Origin of the sequence: Streptomyces sp. NA02950 (genome assembly GCF_013364155.1) — a bacterium.
In the GTDB taxonomy this organism is placed as follows: domain Bacteria; phylum Actinomycetota; class Actinomycetes; order Streptomycetales; family Streptomycetaceae; genus Streptomyces.
Genome location: NZ_CP054916.1, coordinates 1,257,504 through 1,280,663, shown reverse-complemented (window position 1 = coordinate 1,280,663; position 23,160 = coordinate 1,257,504). Strand labels below are relative to the sequence as shown.

The window sequence follows — 23,160 nt, the reverse complement described above, 5'->3', positions numbered from 1 at the left end:
CCATGGGGCGGACCCTAGGAGGGGGCGGCCGGGCCACAAGTCCGTTCCCCGGCCGGGCCGCCCCTCCCGCGCTACGCGTGCGCGCCCCGTTCGGACGTCACAGCGCCGACAGTTCCTCGACCAGGTCGTCGAGCCCCAGCGACCCCTGCGACAGGGCCGCCATGTGCCACTTCTTGGCGTCGAAGGCGTCGCCGTGGGCCTTGCGGGCGGCCTCGCGGCCCGTCAGCCAGGCGCGCTCGCCCAGCTTGTAGCCGATGGCCTGCCCCGGCATCCCGAGGTAGCGGACCAGCTCGCTGTCCAGGAATTCGGCGGGGCGGCCGCAGTGCATGCCGAAGAACTCCCGTGCCAGCTCCGGCGTCCAGCCCTCGCCGGGGTGGAACGGGGAGTCGGCGGGGATCTCCATCTCCAGATGCATCCCGATGTCGACGATCACCCGCAGCGCCCGCATCATCTGCGCGTCCAGATAGCCCAGCCGCCGCTCCGCGTCGGAGAGGAAGCCCAGTTCGTCCATCAGCCGCTCCGCGTACAGCGCCCAGCCCTCGGCATTGGCGCTGACCATGCCGACGGTCGCCTGGTAGCGGGAGAGCTGGTCGGCGACGTGGGTCCACTGGGCGAGCTGGAGGTGGTGGCCCGGGACGCCCTCGTGGTACCAGGTGGAGACCAGGTCGTAGACCGGGAAGCGGGTTTCGCCCATGGTGGGCAGCCAGGTCCGGCCGGGGCGGGAGAAGTCCACCGACGGCTGGGTGTAGTACGGCGCCGCGGCGCTGCCGGGCGGGGCGATCATCGACTCGACCCGCTTGACGCGCTCGGCCAGGTCGAAGTGGGTGCCGTCCAGCTTCTCGATGGCCTCGTCCATCAGCTCCTGGAGCCAGACCCGGGTCTCCTCGACGCCCTCGATATGGGTGCCGTGCTGGTCGAGGTGGCGCAGCGCCTCCCACGGGGTGGCACCGGGGAGGATCTTCTCGGCCTCGGTGCGCATCTCGGCGTGGATGCGGTGGAACTCCGACCAGCCGTAGGCGTACGCCTCGTCCAGGTCGAGGTCGGTGCCGTTCCACATCCGGACCCAGCGGCGGTAGCGCTCACGCCCGACGACGTCCGGGGCACCCTCGACGGCCGGGCCGTAATCGTCGCGCAGCCAGTCGCGGAGGGCGACCAGCGCGCCGGTGGCCACCGCTGCCGCCTCGTCCAGCTCCTCGCGCAGTGCCTCCGGGCCGTTCGCGGTGAAGTCCGCGAACCAGCCGCGGTCGGTGCCGATCCACTCGTCAAGCTGCTCGAGCACGGTGGTCACCTGGCGGGGGCCGGCGGGCAGCTCCCGGCGCAGCCCCTCGGCGAGTGAGGCGCGGTAACCCTCGAGCGCCGCCGGTACGGCGCGCAGCCGGGCCGCGACGGCCGCCCAGTCGTCCTCGGTCTCGGTGGGCATCACGGTGAAGATGCCGCGCACCGAGTGGAGCGGGGAGTGCAGATTGCTGACGGCGCGCAGCCCCTCGTGGGCGTCGTGCACGGCGAGCTCCGCGGTCAGCCGCTCCCGCAGCAGCCGGGCGCAGCGCCGCTCGGCGTCGCTGTCGGCGCCGGGCCGCGCCTCGGCCTCGGCCAGCCGGTCCAGGGTGGTGCGGGCCAGGTCGGCGAGGGTCTCGGCACCGGCCGGGGAGTAGTCCGGGAGACGGCGGGAGCTCTCGGGAACGCCCAGGTAGGTGCCGGTGATCGGGTCGAGGTCGATGAGGGCGTCGACGTAGGCGTCGGCGACGTCACGGGGCAGCGGAGCGTTCTTGGTGTCGGACATGCGGCCATCCTCGTACGAACGGGGCCACGGCGTCAGCAGCATTACCTGTGACATACCTGAACCCGGTGGTCGCGGTGGTCCGGTGGCCGGATGCGCCCCCAGGGGGTGTCCGTAACGTCGCGTCGGGTGAGCCCGCGGCGTCTGGTGCAGGGGGCACCTCCCAGCGGTAGCTGGGGGAGGATCGCAAGGCGGAGGGTCGCCGTCGTCGTGGGCCTCCTCGGGTGATCCCGACAACGCAGCGAGCGTGCGTGCCAGCGTCGCGGGCCCGGCGGGACTTCGCGGACACCCCCTACTAGGTGTCCGATGTGCCGCCGTGGGCCGGGGGCAGCATCGGCCCGCACTCCCACTGCTGGAATATCAGCCGGGTCTCCACCCGGGCCACCTCACGGCGTGAGGTGAACTCGTCCAGAACCAGCCGCTGGAGATCGGCGGTGTCGGCGACCGCGACATGCACCAGATAGTCGTCGGGTCCGGCGAGGTGGAACAGCGCCCGGGACTCGGGCAGTGTCCGGATCCGTTCGACGAACGGTCCGACCAGCTCACGGCGGTGCGGCCGGAGCTGGACCGAGAGCAGCGCCTGTAGACCGCGCCCCAGCTTGGCCGGGTCGAGACGGAGCTCATGGCCGAGAATGACTCCCGAGCGGCGCAGCCGGGCGACCCGGTCGAGGCAGGTCGACGGGGCGACGCCCACCTGGGCCGCGAGATCGCGATAGGTGGTCCGGGCGTCGTTCTGCAAGAGCCGCAGAATCTGGAGATCCACCGGATCGAGAGCGACAGTTTCGGCCATCGGCCGAACGTAGCACGAACATCAGTCGGATTGAATCGGCGCTTGTTCACCCTTCACCCATGGACTTCACGGAGACCACGGAGAGCACGCGGACCGGTGGGAGCCACGCACTCGCCACCGAGGCCGTCCACGCCGGCCGCGAGGACCTCGCGGCCATGGGACTGCACGCCGTGCCACTGGACCTGTCGACGACCTACCCCTCGTACGACAGCCGCCAGGAGGCCGCCCGGATCGACGACTTCGCCACCACCGGCGCCCGGCCCGACGGCCCGCCCGTCTACGCCCGCCTCGACAACCCGACCGTCGGCCGTTTCGAGACCGCCCTCGCCCGGTTGGAGGGCACCGAGAGCGCGGTCGCGTTCGCCAGCGGGATGGCGGCGCTCAGCGCCTGTCTGCTGGTGCGGGTGGCCCAAGGGCTGCGGCATGTGGTCGCGGTCCGTCCGCTGTACGGATGCAGTGACCATCTGCTGGACGCCGGACTGCTGGGCACCGAGGTGACCTGGGTGGATCCGGCCGGGGTTGCGGAGGCCATCCGCCCGGACACCGGTCTGGTGGTGGTCGAGTCCCCGGCCAACCCGACCCTGCGCGAGCTCGATCTGCGGGCCATCGCCCACTCCTGCGGCACCGTGCCGCTGCTCGCCGACAACACCTTCGCCACCCCGGTCCTCCAGCGTCCGGCCGAACAGGGCGCGAGCGTGGTCCTGCACAGTGCGACGAAGTACCTCGGCGGGCACGGCGATGTGCTGGGCGGGGTCGTCGCCTGTGACGAAAAGTTCGCGCGGGCGCTGCGCCAGGTGCGGTTCGCGACCGGCGGGGTGCTCCATCCGCTCGCGGGCTATCTGCTGCTACGCGGTCTGTCCACCCTGCCGGTGCGGATGCGCGCCGCCTCGGCGACCGCGGCGGAGTTGGCCCGGCGGCTGGCCGCCGACCCGCGGGTGGAGCGGGTCCACTATCCGCGGATGGGCGGCGCGATGGTGGCCTTCGAGACCCACGGCGACTCGCACGAGGTGATCGCCGGGGTCCGGCTGATCACCCCGGCGGTCAGCCTCGGCAGCGTCGACACCCTGATCCAGCATCCGGCCTCCATCAGCCACCGCATCGTGGCCGAGGGCGACCGGCACTCCCACGGGATCAGCGATCGGCTGCTGCGGATGTCGGTCGGCCTGGAGGACGTCGAGGATCTGTGGGGCGATCTGGACCGGGCGCTCAGTGCCCGTGCGGCCGCGCGGGTGCCGGAAGCGGCGTCGGAGCCGGAGCGGACGCCGGTGCCGGGCTGAGCCGGGCGGTGATCACCAGGGTGCCCTGCTCGATCTGGTAGTCCAGCGGCAGTTCCAGGGAGCGCATGGCCGCCACCATCCCGGTGTTGGCCGACTGGGTGACGGCGTAGACGCTGTCGCAGCCGGTCTCGGCGGCCATCGCCACCAGCCGCCGCAGCAGTTGGCCGCCGACACCGCGCCGCTGCCAGTCGTCCTCGACGACCAGCGCGACCTCGGTCTCGTCCCCGTCCCACAGCAGATGGCCGAGGGCCACCAGCCGTCCGGACGCGGTGTAGGCGGCCAGGGTCCGGCCGAAGCGGGGGCTGAGCAGATGGCCCAGGTAGCGGTCGGCGTCACCGATCGGGCCGTGGTAACGCAGGCCGAGCGTCTCGGGGGAGCAGCGGCCGTGCATCGCGCTGGCGGCGGGCAGATCGCCGGTGTCCGCGCGGCGCACGGTGATCGCATTGCCCTCGGGCAGGGTCAGCACATCGCTGCGGTGCGGGATGCGCGGGCCCAGCCGGGCGTCCAGCTCCACCAGGGCGCGGGCCCGGGCGAATTCGGTCGGGGTGAACGGCAGATGCGGCCGCTCGATGATGATCGCGCCGCCGGACGGGTCGCGCAGCCGCATCACCGTCTCCTCCAGCACCCCCTCGACCGGCGGGGTGCCGTCGAGGCTGCGCCCGGTGAGGGACTTGGCGGGCAGCGAGTGGATGGTGCAGCGGCCCAGCAACTGCCGCAGCGCCAGCGGGAGTTCGGCGCCGTCCAGCGCGGTGCGGGTGGCCAGGGTCAGCACCCGGGTGGGGGCGTCCACCAGGTCGTGGGTGTCGGCCCGCTCGATCCAGGTGTCGCTGCCGCCCGCGGCCGCGACCGCGCGGGTCAGCTCGGCGGCGGGCAGGGTCTCGGGGGAGCGGATCAGGAACTCGTCCACCGTGCCGTCGGCGAGCGGATGGGTCTGGAGTGCGAGGATGTCGACCCGGTGCCCGGCCAGCGCCGCGCACAGCGCGGCCAGGGTGCCGGGCTCGTCCCGAACGGTGGTGCGCATCCGCCACAGCGCGGTGTCTTCGGGTTGTTCGGTCTCCGGGGCGCCCGCGGGGGCGGCGGTCCGCGCGCCGTCCGCGGGCGAGGGTGAGTCGCCCGGTGGCGTACGGCCGTGGCGTCGTGGCCACCATATGTGGAAGGCGGTCGTGCCGAGCAGTGCCACGGCGGACGCGATGAGCAGCACCGGTCCGTCCGGACCGTGGACCACCGTGTTGGCCGCGGTGTCGGCGACCGCCACCGCGGTGAACAGGGCGGCCAGTTCGACCAGTTCCCGCCGCCAGTGGCGGCGGTGGCGGGAGGGGTGTGGGCAGTTCGCGCGAGAGGTCATGGATAACACCTTCGCGCAAGGGTGTTGCCTGATCACAAACACCATGTGTCCAGAGGGTTAAGTGATGGTTTGATGGGAAGATTCTGTTTTGTCCGGAATCCAACCATTGAAGGTGGAAGTTCCGTTTACTCGGTGGTCAGTCGCCGCAGCACCCGGCCGCAGCGCCGTGCGTAGGCCCGCTGGAAGAAGGGCACCAGCGGCCCCGCCATCAGCGTGTACCACGTTGCCGGGCGGCTGAACGCCGTCACCGTCAACACCACGGAATCGTCCGATTCCCTACCCACCACGAACGACTCCTCGCCGCGTTCCGGATGGCCCGGCAGCGTGCCGTAGCCGAAGCCGGTACGGGTTCCGTCCGCGACCGTCCACACCACCTCGCACGGCGCCCGCAGCCGCAGTGGCCCCATGCCCAGCCCCACCACGACCGGCCGCCCCGGGGTGGCGACCGGCTCCCCGGAGCGGATGGAGACCCCGACCGCCCGGTGCATCCGCCAGTCCAGCACCGCCTGTCCGGCCCGCTCGAAGACCGCGGGCCCGTGGCCGATGGCGGTGCGCACCCGCAGATGGTGGTAGCCGTCCGGCAGCGGCCACCGCCGGGTGGCGCCCACCTCCGGATAGGTGAGGCGGAACGCGGAACCACGAGCGCCAGGAGTGCCAGGGGCGCCAGAAGCGCCGGGAGGGTCAGGAGCGCCGGGAGGCCCCGGGCCGCCGGTGGACGTCATGGCCGTACCGTACGCCGCGCGGCGGGCGCACCGCGCGGCGTACCGCGGCGGACGGCTACTGGCCGACCAGCCCCGGCCGCAGCACCTTGGTGAACAGCACCTTTCCGCCGTCCTCGCGCAGCCGGACGGTCATCTCACCGCTGTCCCCGTCGATGTCCACCTCGCCGTAGAACTGGAAGCCCTCGGCGGGCGACACATTCGCCCGGGTCGGCGCCTTGACGAAGGGCTGCTCGGGCCCGAAGGTGCCGTCCAGCTTCACCGCGGGGAAGGCGCCCGCGTTCAGCGGTCCGGAGACGAACTCCCAGAACGGCGCGAAGTCCTTGAACGCCGCCCGCGAGGGGTCGTAGTGCTGCGCCGAGGTGTAGTGCACATCGGCCGTCAGCCACACGGTGCCGGTGATCTTGCGGTGCTTGATGTGGCGCAGCAGTTCGGCCAGCTGGAGTTCACGGCCCAGCGGTGCGCCCGGGTCGCCCTGTGCCACCGCCTCGATGTCGGTGCTGCCGTCCGGCACCACCAGGCCCAGCGGCATATCGCAGGCGATCACCTTCCACACCGCCCGCGACCGCGACAGTTCCCGCTTGAGCCAGGTCAGCTGCTCCGCGCCCAGGATGCCCTGGGTGTCCTCCGGCTGGCGGCCGGGCGAGTTGGCGTTGCGGTAGGTGCGGCAGTCCAGGACGAAGACGTCCAGCAGCGGGCCGTGGCGCAGTACCCGGTAGACCCGTCCCTGGGCGTCGGGGCGCAGGGTGCCGATGGGGAAGTACTCGGCGAACGCCCGCCGCGCGCGGGCCGCCAGCACATCCACGTTCTTCTCGGTGTAGCGGGCGTCGGTCAGGATCTCGCCCGGGTACCAGTTGTTGAGCACCTCGTGGTCGTCCCACTGGGTGATGGTCGGCACCTGGGCGTGGAACCGGCGCAGGGGGGCGTCCAGCAGGTTGTAGCGGAAGGCGCCGCGGAACTCGTCGAGGGTTTCGGCCACCTTGGTCTTCTCCGGGGTGACCACGTTCCGCCAGGTGGAACCGTCCGGCAGGGTGACGCTCTCGGGCAATACGCCGTCGGCGTAGATGTTGTCACCGCTGCACAGGAAGAAGTCAGGGTCGCGGCGCCGCATCTCCTCGAAGATGCGGAAGCCGCCGTGGTCGGGGTTGATGCCCCAGCCCTGACCGGCCAGATCGCCGGACCAGACAAAGCGTACCCCCTCGCGGCGGCGGGCGGAGACGGTGCGGAACGTGCCGTACACCGGCTCTCCGGTGCGGCGCGGATCGTCGGGGTCGGCGAGCAGCACCCGGTAGTGCACCTGACTGCCGGACGGCAGTCCGCTCAGCGCGGTACGGCCGGTGAAGTCGGTGCCGGGGCCCACCAGCGGCCCCTGCCGGCGATGGGGCCGGGTGAAGGACTCGGTCGCGGAGGTCTCGACGATCATCCGGGCGGGGCGGTCGGAGCGCACCCACACCAGCCCGGAGGACATCGTCACATCGCCCACCTGGACGCCCCATCGGGCGCTCGGCCGCCCGGACAGCGCCTGGGCGGGCGCGGCCGGTGCCATGGCGGGGAGGGTGAGTGCCGCCGAGGCGGCCGCCGAACCCCGCAGTACCGCCCGCCGCCCCATCCGCCTGTCGGAATCCCGCGCCATGTGGAACCTCCCGTGTGATCGAAGAACCGCTGTGCCGTGCGTTGCCGCTTGCCGCTGTCGTTGCTATCGGTGCGAGATGCCCCATGCTCGAACGGACAGTGAACAACCGGCCCCCGTGCCGGGGGAAGTGGGCGGCGCCGGGCGATCCCCCCGACCACCGGACACCCGCCGTCCGGGGCCGGGGGCGGCCGTCGGTCAGCGGCTGCCGTCCAGGATCACGCGTGCCACCAGCGCCGGATCGTCGTTCATCGGGACATGGCCGCAGCCGGGCAGCCGCACCAGCCGCGCCCCGGGGATCACGCGCTTGGCGCGCACCCCCTGACGGCGCAGCAGCACCCGGTCGCGCGATCCCCAGCCGATGGTGACCGGCACATCGGGTACGTCCTCGGTGAACAGCCCGGTGCCCCCGGCGGCGAGCGTCGCCTCGAAGCCCACCGCCTCGCGCATCGCCCGGGTCTCGGCCACCACCGCCTCCGGTGAACGCCGCCCGGGGCGGGCGTAGATGGTCCCGGTGAGTGCCGCCCGCCCGGCCGCGCTCCGGGCCAGCCGCTCCACCAGCGGCGGTGGCAGCGTCCGCGCGCCCAGCCGCATCGCGTTCAGCACCCCGAAGGCGTAGCGGCGCTCGGTCTCGTTCCAGAACCGGGCCGGGGCGAGCGCGGTGACGGAGCGTACGAGACCGACCCGGCCCAGTTCCAGGGCGAGCAGTCCGCCGAGCGAGTTCCCGACGACATCGGGGCGGTCGAGGTCCAGCGCGCCGAAGAGCGCCCCGAGCACCGGCACCACGCCCTCCAGGTTGTACGGAACGCCGTCCGGCAGCGCGGGCGAGGCACCGAAGCCGGGCAGGTCGACGGCGATGACATCGCGTTCCACCGCGAGGATGTCCAGCACCGGTTCCCAGGCCTGCCAGTGATGGCCGATGCCGTGCAGCAGCACCAGCGGGCGCCCCGCGCCGCGCCGCTCGTGGACCACCCGGGCGGTGCGGGGGCCGCCGGGGGTGTCGACGGGGAAGGAGATGGTCGAGGCCATGGGAGGGCTCCTCGGGTCGGCTCGTCGTGATCTGCCGGTCAGGCGTATGAGACAGCATGTCAGCAGGAGTTACCGTCGGGTAGTCCCGAGCGGATGCGGTGGCGGATCCGCCTGGACAACCTCCGTCGCGTCGGGTGGGATGGGGGCGTGGCCACCGACACCGCGACCGACGTCTTCGAAGCGCACCGTTCCGTTCTGACCGGAGTGGCCTACCGCATGCTCGGCCGGGTCGCGGACGCCGAGGACGTCGTCCAGGAGACCTGGCTGCGCTGGTCCGGCACCGACCGTGAGCAGGTGCGCGATCCGCGCGCCTTCCTGATGCGGGTCACCACCCGGCTCGCCATCGACCGGCTGCGCCAGATCACCTCCCGCCGGGAGTCCTACGTCGGCCCCTGGCTGCCCGAGCCGATGGCCACCGACCTCGGCCGGACCACCCCGGACGCCGCCGAGCGCGCCCTGCTCGCCGAGACCGTCTCGCTGGCGGTGCTGGTCGTCCTGGAGTCGCTGTCGCCGCTGGAGCGCGCGGTGTTCGTGCTGCGCGAGGCGTTCGGCTTTCCGTACGGTGAGATCGCCGAGACGCTGGACCGCAGCGAGGCGGCGGTACGGCAGCTCTCCGGCCGGGCCCGGCGCCATGTGGAGGAGCGCAAACCGCGCTTCGAGGTGGACCCGCGGCAGCGGCAGGAGCTGACCGAGAAGTTCCTCGCCGCCTCCACCAGCGGGGACATCGAGCAGCTCCTCGCACTGCTCGCCCCCGATGCCCGGCTGGTCGGCGACAGCGGTGGCAAGGCCAAGGCGCCGCTGCGGGTGCTGGAGACGGCCGACAAGGTCGGACGCTTCCTGCTCGGCGTGGCACAGCGGCCCATCGAGGAGCCGGAGTTGGTCATCACGGAGATCAACGGCGGGCCGGGTCTGGTGATTTTCTCGCGCGGTGTGCCGGACGCGGTGATGAGCCTCGATGTGGCGGACGGCCGGGTCCAGTCGGTCTACATCGTGCACAACCCTGACAAGCTGGCCGCGTTCGCGCGCTGAGCGGCATCGCCGGCCGGAACCGCGCCGGAACCAGCGGCCGGAGTCGCCGGATCAGAGCCCGCCCGCGACCCGCAGCACCGCGCCGGTGGTGTACGACGCCTCCGGCGAGAGCAGCCACGCCACCGCGCCCGCGATCTCCTCCGGCTCACCGGGCCGCCCCATCGGCACCCGGCCCGCGCCCTTCCACGGCCGCTCCGGGTCGCCCATCTGGGCATGGATGTCGGTCACCGTCATCCCGGGCTGCACCGAGTTGACCCGGATGCCCTCCTCGGCCAGTTCCTTGGACAGCCCCACCGTCATGGCGTCCACGGCCGCCTTGCTGGCCGCGTAGTGGACGTACTCCCCGGGGCTGCCCGTGGTCGCCGCGCCCGAGGAGATGTTGACTATGGCGCCGCCCCGGCCGCCGTGGCGGGTGGACATCTCGCGCGCCGCCCGCCGCGCGCACAGCAGCGCGCCGGTCACGTTCACGTCCACCACCCGGCGCATCACCTCGGGCGTGGTCTCGGTGAACCGGCCGAGACGCCCGGTGATCCCGGCGTTGTTGACCAGTCCGGTGATCGGGCCCAGCTCCTCCCGAGCGGTGTCGAACAGCGCCTCGACCTGGTCCTCGACGCTGGTGTCCAGCTGGACGGCCACCGCAAAGACCCCTTCGGCGCGCACCGCCGCCGCGCTGCGCTCGGCGGCGTCCCGTGCGCGCTCGTAGCCGATGGCGATGTGGTGCCCGGCGCGGGCGAGCCGTACGGCCACCGCCGCCCCGATGCCGCGGCTGCCGCCGGTGACCACCGTGACCTGGTCCATCGCTCCGCTCCCGCCCCCGTACCGTCCCTGCGCCGACGATCGGCTCAGTGATCACCGACGATAGCTGATCGTGGATTGGTCTTGACCAAGTACGTACGTCGCCTTATGGTCGCATTGATACTGCAACAACCTTTAATAAAGAAGCACGCATAACCGGTGAGCACCACGACCGGTGCGGAGAACAGGGGGACAGGGTGGGGACCACGGAGCTGGAATCGGTGCCGGAGCCCAAGTACTGGCACCTGAAGACCGTGCTCAGCGACGCACTCGACACCGAGTTCGCGGTCGGGGAGATCCTGCCCAACGAGCGTGAGCTCGCGGCCCGCTTCGGTGTCGCCCGCGCCACCCTCCGGCAGGCCCTGGAACAGCTCGAGCTGGAGGGCAGGCTCCAGCGGCGCCGCGGCGTCGGCACCACCGTCGCCCCGCCCCGCGTCGGCGTGGCCGTCGGCGACTCCACCCACGGCTGGACCGACGGCGGCGGCGACGCCTGGCAGTCCGTCGACAGCGCCGAGGTGGTGCCCCCGGCCGCCGTCGCCCGGCTGCTCGAGACCGACCCCGGCACCCCCGTGCACCGCGTCCGCCGCACCCGGATCAGCCAGGGACTGCCGCTCGCCGCCGAGCTGCTCTACGTCCCGGCCGAGTCGGTGCCCGGCCTCACCGCCATCGACACCCCCGGCGGGCTGTCCCGCGCCCGCGCCGTGCTGCGCGAGCTGCGCCGCCTGGAGCTGGAGGGCCGGGAGCGGTCCGTCGAACTCGGCTCGGCCCGCGCGGACGACGCCAAGGAGCTGGACCGGCTGCCCGGCGCCCCCGTGCTCGTGGTCACCACCCGCTATGTCGCGGCCGGACGCACCGCCGCCGTCGCCGTGGCCACCTACCGGGCCGACGCCTGCCGTCTCACCTTCGGCGATCCGCAGGACGAGGAAGAACTGCTGGCGGGCTGAGGCCCCGGCGTCCGCCGCCGGTCAGCGGTGCGCGCGGCGGGCCGTGACCGTGCCCTCGACCGCGAACAGCTCCGCCTCCACATGGTCCAGGGCCAGCCGCAGCGCGCCCATGCTCACCGCCGCCTCGCCCAGCAGCGACAGCGCCACCTGCGGCGGCCGCAGACAGTAGCGGGCCAGCTCCTCCCGCAGCGGCTCCAGCATCCCGTCGAGGCCGGCGGCCCAGCCGCCCACCACCACGACCTCGGGATCCAGGGCCAGCACCAGCGCCGCCACATCGTGCACCAGGCGCCGGACGAACCGGTCCACGGCGGCCCGCGCCCGCGTGTCCCCCCGCCGGGCCAGCGCGAAGACCCGTGCCACCTGCTCCTCGTCCAGCGGACTCAACGGCTCACCGGTGGTGGACAGCACCTCCTCCGGGGTCGCCTCCCGGCCCAGCAGATGCAGCGCCCCGATCTCCCCGGCCGCGCCCCCGAACCCCCGGTGCAGCCGCCCCCCGATCAGCGATCCGGCGCCCGGGCTCAGCCCGGCCAGCACGAACACCACATCGTCCGAGCCCAGCGCCGCGCCCTTCCAGTGCTCGGCCACCGCGGCCGTGTTGGCGTCGTTCTCGACCAGTACCGGACAGCGGAAGGACCGCCCCAGCCGCTCACCGAGCCGCAGTCCGGTCCAGCCGGGCAGGGCTGTGCACAGGTGCACCGAGCCGTCGTCCTCCACCACCCCCGGGCTGCCCACCCCGACCGCGCGCAGCGAATCGCGCGCCACCCCGGCCCGCCGCAGCAGATCAGCGACGGTGCCGCGCACCCGCTCCAGCCGCTCGTCCGCCGACGCCTTCTCGGACACCTCGCGCACCGTCGAACCCAGCGCCCGCCCGTCGAGGTCCGACAGCAGCGCGGCGACCCGGTGCGCCCCTATCTCGACGCCCAGCAGATGTCCGGCCTCGGCCCGGAAGCGGAACCGGCGTGCGGGGCGGCCCTGGCGGCGCACCTCGCCTTCCTCGGCGGGCACGTCCACCGCGAGCCCGCTGCCGATCAGCCCGTCGATGACGCCCTCGACGGTGGGCCGGGACAGCCCGGTGACCCGGGTGAGATCGGTGAGGGTCGCGGACCCGGGGGTACGGGGGGCGTCCCCGGACCCGGCCGCCGTCGCGGCGCGCAGCGCGTGCAGCACCACCGAGGAGTTGATGCGCCGCAGCAGGGACGGATCCCCGCCGGTGAGCCGCCCCACGTCGTCGGCCTCCCTCGCTGTCCGTGTCTGCCGGATCGTATCCGCTGGCGGCGGACGCGGCGAGTGCCCCTGTCCCCGGCCGTACCGGGGTCCCCTCCGGCTCCTCTCCCGGCCCCTCCCTGACCTCCCGGACCGGCGTCGTCAGAGCGGCGGGGGCGCGGGGGCGCGGAGGGAGGCCGGACACCTGACGGGCGGCCATATGTCCGACCCGGGTTGTTTACTGACACCATGACCAGCAGCACCACCGCCCGGTATCTGGCCGCCATCGACCGGCTGCGCGCCGACGCCCTGCCCGCGCAGCGCGGTTGGGGGTGCCGTGTCGCCGATCTCCGGGTGAGCGAGGAGTTCTGGGAGGCGGACGCGGTCCGGGTGCGGGAGGCGGAGGAGGAGTTCGAGGCCGAGCTGCGCGCGCTCGTCCAAGTGCTGTCCTTACGGTGGGGAGACCCCGAGGTGCTGGACCTCACCGGGCATCTGGAGCGTTCGGCCACGGGCGAGCCGGTGCCGCCCCCGCTGGACGTCCTGTGCGGCTATGTGCCCGAGCTGCTCGTGTGGCGGGCGGACGGGCGGTGGGTCGCGCTGGGGGTGGGCCAGGCGGGTCCGGAGCTGCCGCTTCAGCTGGTGGTGGCCATAGCGGAGGATCCGGACCTCGGGGCGGACCCGCCGGACAGGGCCTAGTCCTCCGCCGCGGTCCGCAGCCGGCCGAACTCCTCGGCCATCGTCGCCAGTGTCCAGTGCGCGTTGAGCCCGCTCGGATTGGGCAGGGCCCAGATCCGGGTCTCGCCGATGGTCCTGGTCTGCGGGCCTATTGCCGCGCGCTTGTCCCCGAAGGCGATCCGGTAGGCGGTCACCCCGGCCACCGCCAGCCACCGCGGCCGGAGTCGCAGCACCTTCTCCTCCAGGATCCGGCCGCCCTCCCGGTACTCCTCGTCGCTCAGCTCGTCCGCCCGCGCGCTGGCCCGGGAAACGACATTGGTGATCCCGAGCCCGTAGCGCACCAGCTCCCCCTGCTCGGAGGGGTCCAGACGGCGCGGAGTGAACCCCGAGGCATGGAGGACGGGCCAGAAACGATTGCCGGGACGGGCGAAGTGGTGGCCCGTCGCGGCCGTCATCAGCCCCGGGTTGATACCGCAGAAGAGCACCCGCAGACCGTCCGCGACCACATCCGGTACCAGCCGGTCGCGGGCGGCCTCCAGCTCCTCGGGCGTCAGCGAGGGAGACACCGGCTCGCCGCCGGGCTCAGAGAATCGACCCGGGCGTGTACGCCGCGGCCTCGGGGTGCCGCTTGGCGATCTCCTCGATCCGGGCCACCACCGCGCCGACCTGGCCGGCGGCGGCGCCGGTGAAGGACAGCTTGTCCGCCATCAGCTCCTCCAGCGCGGCCCGGTCCAGCGGAATCCGCTCATCGGCGGCGAGGGAGTCCAGCAGCTCATTGCGCTCGGCGCCGCGCTCGCGCATCGCCAGTGCCGCGGCGACCGCGTGCTCCTTGATCGCCTCGTGCGCCACCTCCCGGCCCACCCCGGCCCGCACCGCGCCCATCAGCACCTTGGTCGTCGCGAGGAACGGCAGATAGCGGTCCAGCTCACGGGCGACCACGGCGGGGAAGGCACCGAACTCGTCGAGCACCGTCAGGAAGGTCTCCAGCAGCCCGTCGAAGGCGAAGAACGCGTCCGGCAGCGCGACCCGGCGCACCACCGAGCAGGACACATCACCCTCGTTCCACTGGTCGCCCGCCAGCTCCCCGGCCATCGAGGCATAGCCGCGCAGGATCACCGCGAGGCCGTTGACGCGCTCGCAGGAGCGGGTGTTCATCTTGTGCGGCATCGCGGACGAGCCGACCTGGCCGGGCTTGAAGCCCTCCGTCACCAGCTCGTGCCCGGCCATCAGCCGGATCGTCTTGGCCAGCGAGGACGGGGCCGCGGCCAGCTGCACCAGCGTGGTGACCACGTCGTAGTCCAGCGAACGCGGATAGACCTGGCCGACCGAGGTGAACGCCTGCCCGAAGCCCAGGTGACCGGCGATCCGCCGCTCCAGCTCGGCCAGCTTGGCAGCGTCTCCGCCCAGCAGGTCGAGCATGTCCTGGGCGGTGCCCACCGGGCCCTTGATACCGCGCAGCGGATAGCGGCCGAGCAGCTCCTCCAGCCGTCCGTAGGCCACCAGCAGCTCGTCCGCCGCGGTAGCGAACCGCTTGCCGAGCGTCGTGGCCTGCGCCGCGACATTGTGCGAACGGCCCGCCATCACCAGCTCGGCGTGATCGGCGGCCAGCTTCCCCAGCCGGACCAGCACGGCCACCGCGCGGTCCCGCGCCAGCTCCAGGGAGAGCCGGATCTGGAGCTGCTCCACGTTCTCGGTGAGGTCGCGGGAGGTCATGCCCTTGTGTACGTGCTCATGACCGGCGAGGGCGTTGAACTCCTCGATCCGGGCCTTCACATCGTGGCGGGTGACCTTCTCGCGCTCGGCGATCGAGACCAGGTCCACGTTCTCCAGGACCCGCTCGTAGTCGGCGAGGGCGGCGTCCGGCACCTCGATCCCGAGGTCCTTCTGGGCGCGGAGCACGGCGAGCCACAGCCGCCGCTCCAGCGTCACCTTGTACTCGGGGGACCACAGGACGGCCAGCTCCGCCGAGGCGTAGCGGCCGGCCAGGACGTTCGGGATACGCGGCTTAGCAGTCACGTGCACAGAGTCTACTGGCCGAACGCGCAGGCCAGACCGGCCCCCGTCGGCGCCGGACTCAGCCCTCGCCCGGCGCCCGGTACGGCAGCAGCTCGGCCCGCTTGGGAACGCGTCCGTCGCCCGAGGAACGGCCCGTCAGCCGCCGCACGATCCAGGGCCCGAGGTGTTCCCGGGCGAACCGCGCGTCCGAGGTGCGCCGGGCGACCCAGCCGGGCCGTACCGGGGGCGGCAGCGGGGCGTTCCAGTCGGCCTCCGGCTCGTGCCCCAGCGCCTGCCACACCGCCTCGGCGACCCGGCGGTGCCCCTCGGCGTTCAGATGCAGCCGGTCGTCGGCCCACAGCCGGGGGTCGCCCAGCGCCTCGGAGGCGTACAGGTCCACCACCGTCGCGTCATGCCGCCCGGCCAGCTCGTCGATGAAGGAGAACAGCTGCTCCATACGCGGCTGGAACCGCGCCAGCACCGGCCCGCGCCGTCCCGGGCTGCGCATCAGCACCAGCTGTTTGCAGCTCGGCGCCAGCCGCTCCGCCGCCTCCTCCAGCAGCGCGCACACCCGGCCCACGTCGCACTTCGGCCGCAGGACGTCGTTCAGCCCGCCGACCAGCGTCACCAGATCGGCGCCCATCGCGGCCGCCGGACCGGTCTGCTCGTCGACGATCTGGCCGATCAGCTTGCCGCGCACCGCGAGGTTGGCATAGCGGAAGCCGGGGGTGCGGGCGGCGAGCCGCCCGGCGAGGAGGTCCGCCCAGCCGCGGTAGCCGCCGCCCGGGAGCTCGTCGGACATGCCTTCGGTGAAGGAGTCGCCCAGCGCGGCGAAACTGGTGTAGGTGATGTTCGTCTGCATGGCGCGGACGATCCTATCCGGGGCGCCAGACCGACCGGTAGGTACCCACCCCGCGCAGGTGTTCCCGTACCGGTGTGCTGCGCGGGTCGCCGGTGGCGAGCATGATGAGCCGCATGGCGATGACCCACATCTACTTCGAGGGCGGGGCGCGGAACGGGACGACCGTCAGCTGGAATCTGGAGCCCGGCGCTGACATCTTCGACGACAACATCTTCCGGCCACCCGAGCTCTACCGGCGCACGAACAGGGTCAAGGTGCTCGGCCGGATCGAGTACGTCGTCTTCCGCTACGACCCGTCCGCCACCCGGCCGGGGCCGCGTCCCCAGGGGTGATACCCCGGTTGGACCGCGCCGGGTTCCGCCCGGGGTCCGGCGGGGCAGTGTGCTCGGCGTGGATGCCTTTGAATGCGACCGTACGACCATGGCCATCGTCGCCGCCGCGCTCGCCGACGACGGAGAGGGCGCGGCGGCCCTGCTGGAGCCGCTGGAGACGCGCGATGTGTGCCGGGTCGCGGTGCGGCTCGCCGCGATGGCCGCAGACGCGCTGCTGGCCGTCGCCGAGGAGAGCGGCGGCGGCCGGGCCGAGGCACTGGCGCACTGGCAGGCGTGCATCATCGCCCATGAGTCCAGACGCGCCGAGGAGTGAGGGGCGGGGTCGCGGTCCCCGGGCCGGGGCATATCTCCGGGCTCAGGCGACCAGCTCGCGCAGCACGTCCTCCATGGTCACCAGCCCCTCCAGCCGGCCCGCCGCGCCGATCACCGCGGCGAGGTGGGTGCCGCTGTCGCGCATCGCGGTGAGCACGTCGTCCAGCGGTGTCTGGGACCGCACCCGGGGGATCGGCCGCAGCTGGTCGGGGCGGAACGGCACCTCACGCGGCCGGGCGTCCAGCGCGTCCTTCACATGCAGATAGCCCACGATCCGCCCGGAGCCGTCGACCACCGGGAACCGGGAGAAGCCCGACCGGGCCGACAGCTCCTCCAGCTCCTCGGGGGTCACCCCGAGCCGGGCGGAGACCACCCGCTCCATGGGCAGCACCACATCCCGCACCCGGCGGCGGCCCAGCTCCAGGGCCTCCCGCAGCCGCTCGGTGGCCCGGTCGTCCAGCAGCCCGGCCTCGCTGGAGTCCGAGACCATACGGGCCAGTTCGTCGTCCGAGAAGGTGGCCGCCACCTCGCCCTTGGGCTCCACCCGCAACAGCTTCAGCAGACCGTTGGCGAAGGCGTTGACGGTGAAGATCACCGGACGCAGCGCACGGGCGAGCCCGACCAGCGGCGGGCCGAGCAGCAGGGCGGTGCGCACCGGCTCGGCCAGCGCCACGTTCTTCGGCACCATCTCGCCGAAGAGCATGTGCAGATAGGTCGCCAGGCTCAGCGCGATCACGAACGACACGGGGTGGACCAGGCCCAGGGGCAGCCCCACCGCGTGGAAGACCGGCTCCATCAGATGCGCGATGGCCGGTTCCGCCACGGCGCCCAGCACCAGCGTGCACAGCGTGATGCCCAGCTGGGCCGCGGCCAGCAGCGCGGAGACGTGCTCCAGGCCCCACAGCACCGCGCGGGCCCGCCGGTCCCCCTGGTCGGCATGGGGCTCGATCTGGCTGCGCCGGACCGAGATCAGGGCGAACTCGGCCCCGACGAAGAACGCGTTGACGAACAGTGTCAGCAGACCGATCATCAGCTGGACCGCGGTCATCGGCCCGCCCCCTTGTCACCCTTGGCGCGGGCGGACCCCTTGCGGCCCCGGCCGCCTGCCCCCCTGCCGTCACCGCCGCCGTCCCCGGCCGTCCCGGCGCCCCCGCCCGCACCGGGCAGCGGGGCCCGCAGCCGGACCCGGGCGGCCCGGTGACCCCCCGCGTTCAGCACCTCGAACCACCAGCCCGCGAGCTCGACGGTGTCGCCGTCGGCCGGGATACGGCCCAGCTCGGTCGCGATCAGCCCGGCCAGCGTCTCGTACGGGCCCGGGGGCACCCGCAGCCCGACCTGCTCCAGCTGATCGACGCGGACCGAGCCGTCCGCGTCGTACAGCGCACGGCCCTCCGGGTCCTCGCCCGCCGGGGCCAGATCGGGGGTCTCCTGCGGATCGTGCTCATCGCGGACCTCGCCGACCACCTCCTCGACGATGTCCTCCAGGGTGACCACACCGGCCGTGCCGCCGTACTCGTCGATGACCACGGCCATGCTGCGCTTGGCGGACAGCCGGTCCAGCAGCCGGTCCACGGTGAGCGACTCGGGGACGAAGAGCGGTTCGCGCACCAGCCCGGACACCAGGTGGCGCAGCCGCTCGTCGGCGGGGATCGTCAGGACGTCCTTGATGTGGACGACGCCGACGACGGTGTCCAGGCTGCCGCGGTAGACGGGGAAGCGGGACAGTCCGGTGGCGCGGGTCGCGTTGGCCACGTCCTCCGCGGTGGCCCGCTCGTCCAGCGTGATGACCTGCACCCGCGGGGTCATCACGTTCTGCGCGGTGAGCTCCGCCAGACTGAGGGTGCGCACGAACAGCTCGGCGGTGCCCTCCTCCAGCGCCCCTTCCTTCGCGGAGTGCCGGGCGAGCGCGACCAGCTCCTGCGGTCCGCGCGCGGAGGCGAGCTCCTCGGCGGGCTCCAGGCCCATCCGGCGCACGGTGCGGTTCGCGGTGTTGTTGAGATGGGTGATCAACGGGCGGAAGACGGCGCTGAAGACCCGCTGCGGGGTGGCGACGGCCTTGGCGACCGGCAGCGGCCGGGAGATCGCCCAGTTCTTCGGGACCAGCTCACCGACCACCATCAGCACCACGGTGGACAGGGCGGTTCCGGTCACCAGGGCGACCGAATGGACGGCGGAATCCGGGATGCCGATGGCGGTGAGCGGAGCGGCCAGCAGGGCGGCCACCGACGGTTCGGCGAGCATACCGACGATCAGGTTGGTGACGGTGATGCCGAGCTGCGCCCCGGAGAGCTGGTAGGTCAGGCTGCGCGCGGCCTTCAGGGCACCGGCCGCGCCCCGCTCCCCGCGCTCCGCCGCCCGCTCGAGCTCGCTGCGCTCGACCGTGGTCAGCGAGAACTCCGCCGCGACGAAGGCGCCACAGGCGAGCGCCAGCAGGAGTGCCACGACCAGGAGGAGGACTTCGGTCATCGGTTCACCTCCGTCCCATGATCCGGCAGGGACGGAAGGAACGCGCGATGTCGGCTCCGGGGACTACTGGGAGGCTCGCCCATGGGCGGACGCTCACACCTTTCGGCTGGAGGGTCGGCGGACCGCGGCGCAACGAGGCGCCGTGTCCCGCGTCCATGGTAAAGGATCGGCAAAGTGCCGAGGGCCGGGCGGACGTGGGCAGGCTTGGGCGGGCCCGAGAGGGCGGGGCATTCAGGAGCCGAGCGGTTTGACCCACCGGCTCCACTGCGGCTGGGGGGCATAGCCCGCCGCGCTCCAGGCGTGATGGGCGAGCGCGTTCTCCTTGAGCACCATGGCGTCGCCGCGGCGCCCGCCCAGCGCGACGAACCGTTCCTCGGCCGCCCTCAGCAGCGCGGACGCCACGCCCCGGCGCCGCTGGCCGGGGTGGACGGCCAGCCGGTACAGATGGCAGCGCCAGCCGTCGAAGCCCGCGATCAGGGTTCCGGCGAGATCGCCGTCCCGCTCGGCCAGCAGCAGCGACTCCGGGTCCCGGGAGAGCAGCCGGGCCACCCCGTCCCGGTCGTCGCTGATGCTCGTCCCCTCGGCCGCCCGCTTCCAGAAGGCGAGCACAGCATCGAGGTCGTCGGGGGTCGCGGCCCGTATTCGGAGATCGTTCACAGCTGGCATCCCATCATCGGACCGGCTCCGGCGTCGACGGACATTCCCCGAGGGGTCGGTCGCGATCGGTCGCGGGCCCGTCCCGTCCGTCAACTGCCGTGCAGTTCCTGGATCACCGGGGCGAACACCTCCATGTTCGGCTCCAGCACGGTGAAGTACGACAAACCGAACCGCTCGCGGTGCGCCCGGAGCTGTTCCGCCATCTCCTGGGGACGGCCCAGCAGCAGGGCGGGGTGGGCCAGCAACGCGTCCTCGCTGAGCTCCGGTCCGTAGCGGCCCAGTTCGCGGGCGGTGGCGCGGCGGTCGCCGCTGTCCGCGACCACCTGGACCAGATAGTTGAGCTCGGCGCCGTCGGCGGGCCGGCCCGCGTCGGCGGCGAAGCCGCGGTAGGCCGCCACCCGTTCCTCCAGCGCCTCAGGGCTGATCAGGTGCATGGTGCCGGGCGGCTGTCCGGGCGCCTGCGCCGCGCCGGTGAAGGCCGCGATGTCCGCGTGGCGGGCGGCCAGCCGCAGCAGCCGGTTGCCGTTGCCGCCGAGCAGCAGCGGCGGGCGCGGGGTCTGCGCGGGGCGCGGCTGCTGCTCGGGGTCGCCGAACAGCCGCGCCAACTCGCCCACCGTGTGCTCCAGATGGTCCACCCGCTCCTTCGGTGAGCCGAACGGCAGCCCGGCGCCGTCGTGTTCGGCCTTGACGTAGCCGGTGCCCAGCCCCAGCTCCAGCCGCCCGCCGGTGAGCGCGTCACAGGTGGCCACCTCACGGGCGAGCAGCGTGGGATTCCAGAACCCCAGGTTGAGCACGAAGGTGCCGAGCCGCGGACGCTTCGTGACCTCGGCGGCGGCCACCAGGGCCGGGAACGGCGCGGGCATGCCGAGGTGGTCGGGCACCATCAGCACGTCGTAGCCCAGCCGTTCGGCCCGGCGGCACTTCTCCCGCCATGCCTCGCCCGACTCCAGCGCGAGCAGATTGACACCAAAGCGGAATGGCCTGGTCATGAAGCCCCCTCCGGATCGTGATGGTGATCAACGTATCGGAGACAAGCTCCGGTTGGCGCGGAGCGGGGCCCTGCCGGTGATCTCAGCCCAGCGGATCCGGCCCGGCCCCGGAGGTGTACGACTGGGTGAAGATCTGCATCCGCTCCAGCACCGCTTCGGCCGTGGGCCGCTCCATCCGGTCCACGATCCGGCCGTCGCTGAGGTAGATCACCAGATCGGAGTGGGCGGCCGCGCTCGGGTCATGGGTCACCATCACGACCGTCTGCCCCAGTTCGTCGACCGCCTCCCGCAGGAAGCCCAGCACATCGAGGCCCGACCGCGAGTCCAGATTGCCGGTCGGCTCGTCCGCGAAGATCAGGTCGGGGCGGGAGGCCAGGGCCCGGGCGCAGGCCACCCGCTGCTGCTGGCCGCCGGACAGCTGAGCGGGCCGGTGCTTCAGACGGTCGCGCAGGCCGAGGGCGTCGATGACCCGGTCCACCCAGGCGGGGTCGGGCTTCTGGCCCGCGATGTCCATCGGCAGCGTGATGTTCTCGGCCGCGTTCAGCGTGGGCAGCAGATTGAACGACTGGAACACAAAGCCCACCCGGTCCCGGCGCACCTGGGTCAGCTGCCGGTCGTCGAGCCCCGTGATCTCGGTGTCACCCAGCCACACCTGACCCGAGGAGACCGTGTCGAGCCCCGCCAGACAGTGCATCAGAGTGGACTTGCCGGACCCGGACGGGCCCATCACCGCCGTGAATCTGCCCCGTTCGATCTCCACGTCCACCGCGTCCAGGGCGATCACGGCCGTCTCGCCGGTGCCGTACGCCTTGGTGAGGGATCGGGCGCGGGCCGCCGTGCGGGCTCCGCCCTCCGCGTATCCGTCCGTCTTGGTCGCCGCCGGTGTGGACACCCTGCCTCCCCGTGTCGGAACGGTTCAGACCTCGATGGTAGGGATCCGGCCGCGTTTGCGCGCCCTTGCTGACGCTAGCAAATATGCGCTAGCGTGGCCGTGTGGCGAAGACACAGCTGAACGTGCGGGTCGACGAGGCCACCGCCGAGGTGGCCCGGGAGCGTGCCCTCCAGCGGGGGCTCAGCATGAACCGCTATATCGAGGAGCTGGTCCGGCAGGACGCGGGCGAGGCGGGCCACACCTTCGTGGAGGCCGCCGCCGACTTCATGAAGCAGTACCGCTCCGTCTTCGACGAGGAGTTCGGCAAGGAGTTCGGCAAGGAGGGCGAGACCCGCCCTTGACCGTGCGTATCGATCTCGCCTGGCTGTTGATGACCGCCGAACACCACACCCCCGGGGATCCGCGCGTCACCGACTACGGTGCGCTGGTGGCCGCGGTGAGCCGCCACGAGGCGGAGATATTCGGCACCCCCGTCTACACCGATCCGCAGGAGCGGGCCGCCGCGCTGCTGCAACTGCTGCTCCTGGTCCCGGCGCTGGAGCGGGCCAACGCCCTGTTCGCCTCCGCCGTCGCCTACGCCTATCTCGTGGCGAGCGGGCTGAAGATCACCACCTCGCCGGAGCGGGTGCGGGATCTGGCCCGGCTGATCAAGGACGGCACCGCCGATGTCCGCACCATCGCCGATGAACTGCGCAGCTGGAGCGTTTAGATCCGGTCCGGTAATCCACCGGACCGGACCTAGTGGATCCGGTCCGGTGCGGTGCCCGGAAGCTCCGGGCGGCGGACCGTCCCCAGCAGACAGAGCGAGGTCGGCGTGGGCACACCCCGGTCCGGGACCCGCAGCCGCCGGTACTCGGCCGGTTCAAAACCCGCCACGGCCAGCTCCGCCCGCACCTCCCGCGCGCTGTGGCAGCCGCCGAACAGCAGCGGCCACACCGTACGGTCCAGCACCCGCTGCGTCGTGGCCATCACCCGGCCGTCCGCCCGGCTGTGCTCCAGGAAGCGCAGCTCGCCGCCGGGCTTGAGCACCCGCATCAGCTCGGCCAGGGCGCGCTGCACATCGCGTACGGAGCACAGCACCAGACACGTCACCGCCGCGTCGAACGCCTCGCTCTTGACCGGCAGCGCCTCCGCCACTCCCGGCACCACATCCACCGGGACCGCCGCCCGCAGCCCCGCCCGCGCCGCCAGCCGCCTCAGATGGCGCTCCGGTTCGATGGCGACGACCTCGGAGACGGTCTCCGGGTAGTGCGGGAAGTTCCGGCCGTTGCCCGCCCCGATCTCGATGACCCGGCCGGACAGCCCGGACAGCAGTTCGCTCCGCAGCTCCGCCACTCCGCCCCGCTCGTCGGCCACGGCACTGAGCCGGTCCCAGTAGCGGGCGAAGATCGGGTGATGCACGGCGTCGGGCGGGGCTGTATGGCGGTGTACGGGCATGAGGA

At 72.8% G+C, this 23,160-nt stretch carries 25 protein-coding genes; 8 read left to right on the top strand and 17 right to left on the bottom strand.

Annotated elements, in window-relative coordinates:
• Positions 1–97: 97 nt before the first annotated feature.
• Complete coding sequence (locus HUT19_RS05255; RefSeq protein WP_176179313.1) at positions 98–1,780, bottom strand: DUF885 domain-containing protein; 1,683 nt, start codon at positions 1,778–1,780, stop codon at positions 98–100.
• A gap of 292 nt (positions 1,781–2,072) precedes the next feature.
• Positions 2,073–2,567, bottom strand: a complete 495-nt coding sequence (locus HUT19_RS05250; protein ID WP_176179312.1) for an Lrp/AsnC family transcriptional regulator — start codon at positions 2,565–2,567, stop codon at positions 2,073–2,075.
• A gap of 59 nt (positions 2,568–2,626) precedes the next feature.
• Between HUT19_RS05250 and HUT19_RS05245 the strand changes: the two genes are divergently transcribed.
• Positions 2,627–3,844, top strand: a complete 1,218-nt coding sequence (locus tag HUT19_RS05245; RefSeq protein ID WP_176179311.1) for a PLP-dependent aspartate aminotransferase family protein — start codon at positions 2,627–2,629, stop codon at positions 3,842–3,844.
• On the opposite strand, the gene HUT19_RS05240 is transcribed toward HUT19_RS05245, so the two are convergent.
• The 4 genes from HUT19_RS05240 to HUT19_RS05225 all read right to left on the bottom strand — a co-directional run bounded on the left by HUT19_RS05240 (position 3,774) and on the right by HUT19_RS05225 (position 8,567).
• On the bottom strand, positions 3,774–5,189 hold the full coding sequence (locus HUT19_RS05240; protein ID WP_176179310.1) for a GNAT family N-acetyltransferase: 1,416 nt from the start codon (positions 5,187–5,189) through the stop codon (positions 3,774–3,776). The two genes, HUT19_RS05245 and HUT19_RS05240, sit on opposite strands and share 71 nt — an antisense overlap.
• A 125-nt stretch (positions 5,190–5,314) precedes the next feature.
• Positions 5,315–5,797, bottom strand: a complete 483-nt coding sequence (locus tag HUT19_RS05235) for a DUF1990 family protein (RefSeq protein WP_254885448.1) — start codon at positions 5,795–5,797, stop codon at positions 5,315–5,317.
• 169 nt (positions 5,798–5,966) lie between these two features.
• Complete coding sequence (locus HUT19_RS05230; RefSeq protein ID WP_176179308.1) at positions 5,967–7,541, bottom strand: alkaline phosphatase; 1,575 nt, start codon at positions 7,539–7,541, stop codon at positions 5,967–5,969.
• A gap of 195 nt (positions 7,542–7,736) precedes the next feature.
• Complete coding sequence (locus HUT19_RS05225) at positions 7,737–8,567, bottom strand: alpha/beta fold hydrolase (RefSeq protein WP_176179307.1); 831 nt, start codon at positions 8,565–8,567, stop codon at positions 7,737–7,739.
• A gap of 147 nt (positions 8,568–8,714) precedes the next feature.
• Between HUT19_RS05225 and HUT19_RS05220 the strand changes: the two genes are divergently transcribed.
• Entirely contained in the window at positions 8,715–9,596 is an 882-nt protein-coding gene (locus tag HUT19_RS05220; RefSeq protein WP_176179306.1) for an RNA polymerase sigma-70 factor, read from the top strand.
• 51 nt (positions 9,597–9,647) lie between these two features.
• On the opposite strand, the gene HUT19_RS05215 is transcribed toward HUT19_RS05220, so the two are convergent.
• A complete protein-coding gene (locus tag HUT19_RS05215) occupies positions 9,648–10,394 on the bottom strand; it encodes an SDR family oxidoreductase (protein ID WP_176179305.1) in 747 nt (248 codons plus the stop codon).
• A gap of 194 nt (positions 10,395–10,588) precedes the next feature.
• Between HUT19_RS05215 and HUT19_RS05210 the strand changes: the two genes are divergently transcribed.
• Positions 10,589–11,335: a GntR family transcriptional regulator gene (locus tag HUT19_RS05210; RefSeq protein WP_176179304.1), complete on the top strand. Its 747-nt coding sequence runs from the start codon at positions 10,589–10,591 to the stop codon at positions 11,333–11,335.
• Between the two features lie 21 nt (positions 11,336–11,356).
• Here the strand turns inward: HUT19_RS05210 and HUT19_RS05205 are convergent, their stop codons facing one another.
• Positions 11,357–12,559 (bottom strand): ROK family protein, encoded by a 1,203-nt coding sequence (locus tag HUT19_RS05205; RefSeq protein ID WP_176179303.1) that lies wholly within the window; start codon positions 12,557–12,559, stop codon positions 11,357–11,359.
• A gap of 228 nt (positions 12,560–12,787) precedes the next feature.
• Here HUT19_RS05205 and HUT19_RS05200 point away from each other — a divergent pair, with 228 nt between their 5' ends.
• Positions 12,788–13,234 carry a hypothetical protein gene (locus tag HUT19_RS05200; protein WP_176179302.1) on the top strand — a complete coding sequence of 149 codons (447 nt, stop codon included), beginning with the start codon at positions 12,788–12,790 and terminating at the stop codon, positions 13,232–13,234.
• On the opposite strand, the gene mug is transcribed toward HUT19_RS05200, so the two are convergent.
• From mug to HUT19_RS05185, 3 genes are read right to left on the bottom strand one after another with little or no spacing between them, the layout of a single operon-like run.
• Positions 13,231–13,767: a G/U mismatch-specific DNA glycosylase gene (gene mug, locus HUT19_RS05195; protein WP_176186506.1), complete on the bottom strand. Its 537-nt coding sequence runs from the start codon at positions 13,765–13,767 to the stop codon at positions 13,231–13,233. The two genes, HUT19_RS05200 and mug, sit on opposite strands and share 4 nt — an antisense overlap.
• Before the next feature lie 28 nt (positions 13,768–13,795).
• Positions 13,796–15,229, bottom strand: a complete 1,434-nt coding sequence (gene purB, locus HUT19_RS05190; protein ID WP_176179301.1) for an adenylosuccinate lyase — start codon at positions 15,227–15,229, stop codon at positions 13,796–13,798.
• 58 nt (positions 15,230–15,287) lie between these two features.
• Positions 15,288–16,070: an SGNH/GDSL hydrolase family protein gene (locus HUT19_RS05185; protein WP_176179300.1), complete on the bottom strand. Its 783-nt coding sequence runs from the start codon at positions 16,068–16,070 to the stop codon at positions 15,288–15,290.
• Between the two features lie 113 nt (positions 16,071–16,183).
• Between HUT19_RS05185 and HUT19_RS05180 the strand changes: the two genes are divergently transcribed.
• Complete coding sequence (locus HUT19_RS05180) at positions 16,184–16,402, top strand: hypothetical protein (RefSeq protein WP_254885447.1); 219 nt, start codon at positions 16,184–16,186, stop codon at positions 16,400–16,402.
• A gap of 88 nt (positions 16,403–16,490) precedes the next feature.
• Positions 16,491–16,715: a hypothetical protein gene (locus HUT19_RS05175; protein ID WP_176186502.1), complete on the top strand. Its 225-nt coding sequence runs from the start codon at positions 16,491–16,493 to the stop codon at positions 16,713–16,715.
• A gap of 42 nt (positions 16,716–16,757) precedes the next feature.
• On the opposite strand, the gene HUT19_RS05170 is transcribed toward HUT19_RS05175, so the two are convergent.
• From HUT19_RS05170 to HUT19_RS05150, 5 genes are all read right to left on the bottom strand, one after another.
• Positions 16,758–17,762 carry a hemolysin family protein gene (locus HUT19_RS05170; protein WP_176179299.1) on the bottom strand — a complete coding sequence of 335 codons (1,005 nt, stop codon included), beginning with the start codon at positions 17,760–17,762 and terminating at the stop codon, positions 16,758–16,760.
• Positions 17,759–19,180: a hemolysin family protein gene (locus HUT19_RS05165; protein ID WP_176179298.1), complete on the bottom strand. Its 1,422-nt coding sequence runs from the start codon at positions 19,178–19,180 to the stop codon at positions 17,759–17,761. The genes HUT19_RS05170 and HUT19_RS05165 overlap by 4 nt, the downstream gene beginning before the upstream one ends.
• Positions 19,181–19,411: 231 nt before the next feature.
• Positions 19,412–19,903: a GNAT family N-acetyltransferase gene (locus HUT19_RS05160; RefSeq protein WP_303332569.1), complete on the bottom strand. Its 492-nt coding sequence runs from the start codon at positions 19,901–19,903 to the stop codon at positions 19,412–19,414.
• A gap of 23 nt (positions 19,904–19,926) precedes the next feature.
• On the bottom strand, positions 19,927–20,826 hold the full coding sequence (locus HUT19_RS05155; protein ID WP_176179296.1) for an LLM class F420-dependent oxidoreductase: 900 nt from the start codon (positions 20,824–20,826) through the stop codon (positions 19,927–19,929).
• An 82-nt stretch (positions 20,827–20,908) separates the two neighbouring features.
• Entirely contained in the window at positions 20,909–21,718 is an 810-nt protein-coding gene (locus HUT19_RS05150; protein WP_176179295.1) for an ABC transporter ATP-binding protein, read from the bottom strand.
• Between the two features lie 101 nt (positions 21,719–21,819).
• Here HUT19_RS05150 and HUT19_RS05145 point away from each other — a divergent pair, with 101 nt between their 5' ends.
• Together HUT19_RS05145 and HUT19_RS05140 are read left to right on the top strand one after the other, a co-directional pair.
• On the top strand, positions 21,820–22,059 hold the full coding sequence (locus HUT19_RS05145) for an antitoxin (protein ID WP_176179294.1): 240 nt from the start codon (positions 21,820–21,822) through the stop codon (positions 22,057–22,059).
• Entirely contained in the window at positions 22,056–22,427 is a 372-nt protein-coding gene (locus tag HUT19_RS05140) for a fic family toxin-antitoxin system, toxin component (RefSeq protein WP_176179293.1), read from the top strand. Before HUT19_RS05145 ends, HUT19_RS05140 begins: the two co-directional genes overlap by 4 nt.
• A gap of 29 nt (positions 22,428–22,456) precedes the next feature.
• Here HUT19_RS05140 and HUT19_RS05135 read toward each other — a convergent pair whose 3' ends face one another.
• Positions 22,457–23,155 (bottom strand): class I SAM-dependent methyltransferase, encoded by a 699-nt coding sequence (locus tag HUT19_RS05135; protein WP_176179292.1) that lies wholly within the window; start codon positions 23,153–23,155, stop codon positions 22,457–22,459.
• Positions 23,156–23,160 lie beyond the last annotated feature (5 nt).

Bases quoted from the DNA above. Each gene is read 5' to 3' on its own strand.
- HUT19_RS05255 (WP_176179313.1), bottom strand. From the start codon at position 1,780: ATGTCCGACACCAAGAACGCTCCGCTGCCCCGTGACGTCGCCGACGCC.
- HUT19_RS05250 (WP_176179312.1), bottom strand. From the start codon at position 2,567: ATGGCCGAAACTGTCGCTCTCGATCCGGTGGATCTCCAGATTCTGCGG.
- HUT19_RS05245 (WP_176179311.1), top strand. From the start codon at position 2,627: ATGGACTTCACGGAGACCACGGAGAGCACGCGGACCGGTGGGAGCCAC.
- HUT19_RS05240 (WP_176179310.1), bottom strand. From the start codon at position 5,189: ATGACCTCTCGCGCGAACTGCCCACACCCCTCCCGCCACCGCCGCCAC.
- HUT19_RS05230 (WP_176179308.1), bottom strand. From the start codon at position 7,541: ATGGCGCGGGATTCCGACAGGCGGATGGGGCGGCGGGCGGTACTGCGG.
- HUT19_RS05225 (WP_176179307.1), bottom strand. From the start codon at position 8,567: ATGGCCTCGACCATCTCCTTCCCCGTCGACACCCCCGGCGGCCCCCGC.
- HUT19_RS05215 (WP_176179305.1), bottom strand. From the start codon at position 10,394: ATGGACCAGGTCACGGTGGTCACCGGCGGCAGCCGCGGCATCGGGGCG.
- HUT19_RS05200 (WP_176179302.1), top strand. From the start codon at position 12,788: ATGACCAGCAGCACCACCGCCCGGTATCTGGCCGCCATCGACCGGCTG.
- HUT19_RS05185 (WP_176179300.1), bottom strand. From the start codon at position 16,070: ATGCAGACGAACATCACCTACACCAGTTTCGCCGCGCTGGGCGACTCC.
- HUT19_RS05180 (WP_254885447.1), top strand. From the start codon at position 16,184: ATGGCGATGACCCACATCTACTTCGAGGGCGGGGCGCGGAACGGGACG.
- HUT19_RS05175 (WP_176186502.1), top strand. From the start codon at position 16,491: ATGGCCATCGTCGCCGCCGCGCTCGCCGACGACGGAGAGGGCGCGGCG.
- HUT19_RS05170 (WP_176179299.1), bottom strand. From the start codon at position 17,762: ATGACCGCGGTCCAGCTGATGATCGGTCTGCTGACACTGTTCGTCAAC.
- HUT19_RS05165 (WP_176179298.1), bottom strand. From the start codon at position 19,180: ATGACCGAAGTCCTCCTCCTGGTCGTGGCACTCCTGCTGGCGCTCGCC.
- HUT19_RS05155 (WP_176179296.1), bottom strand. From the start codon at position 20,826: ATGACCAGGCCATTCCGCTTTGGTGTCAATCTGCTCGCGCTGGAGTCG.
- HUT19_RS05135 (WP_176179292.1), bottom strand. From the start codon at position 23,155: ATGCCCGTACACCGCCATACAGCCCCGCCCGACGCCGTGCATCACCCG.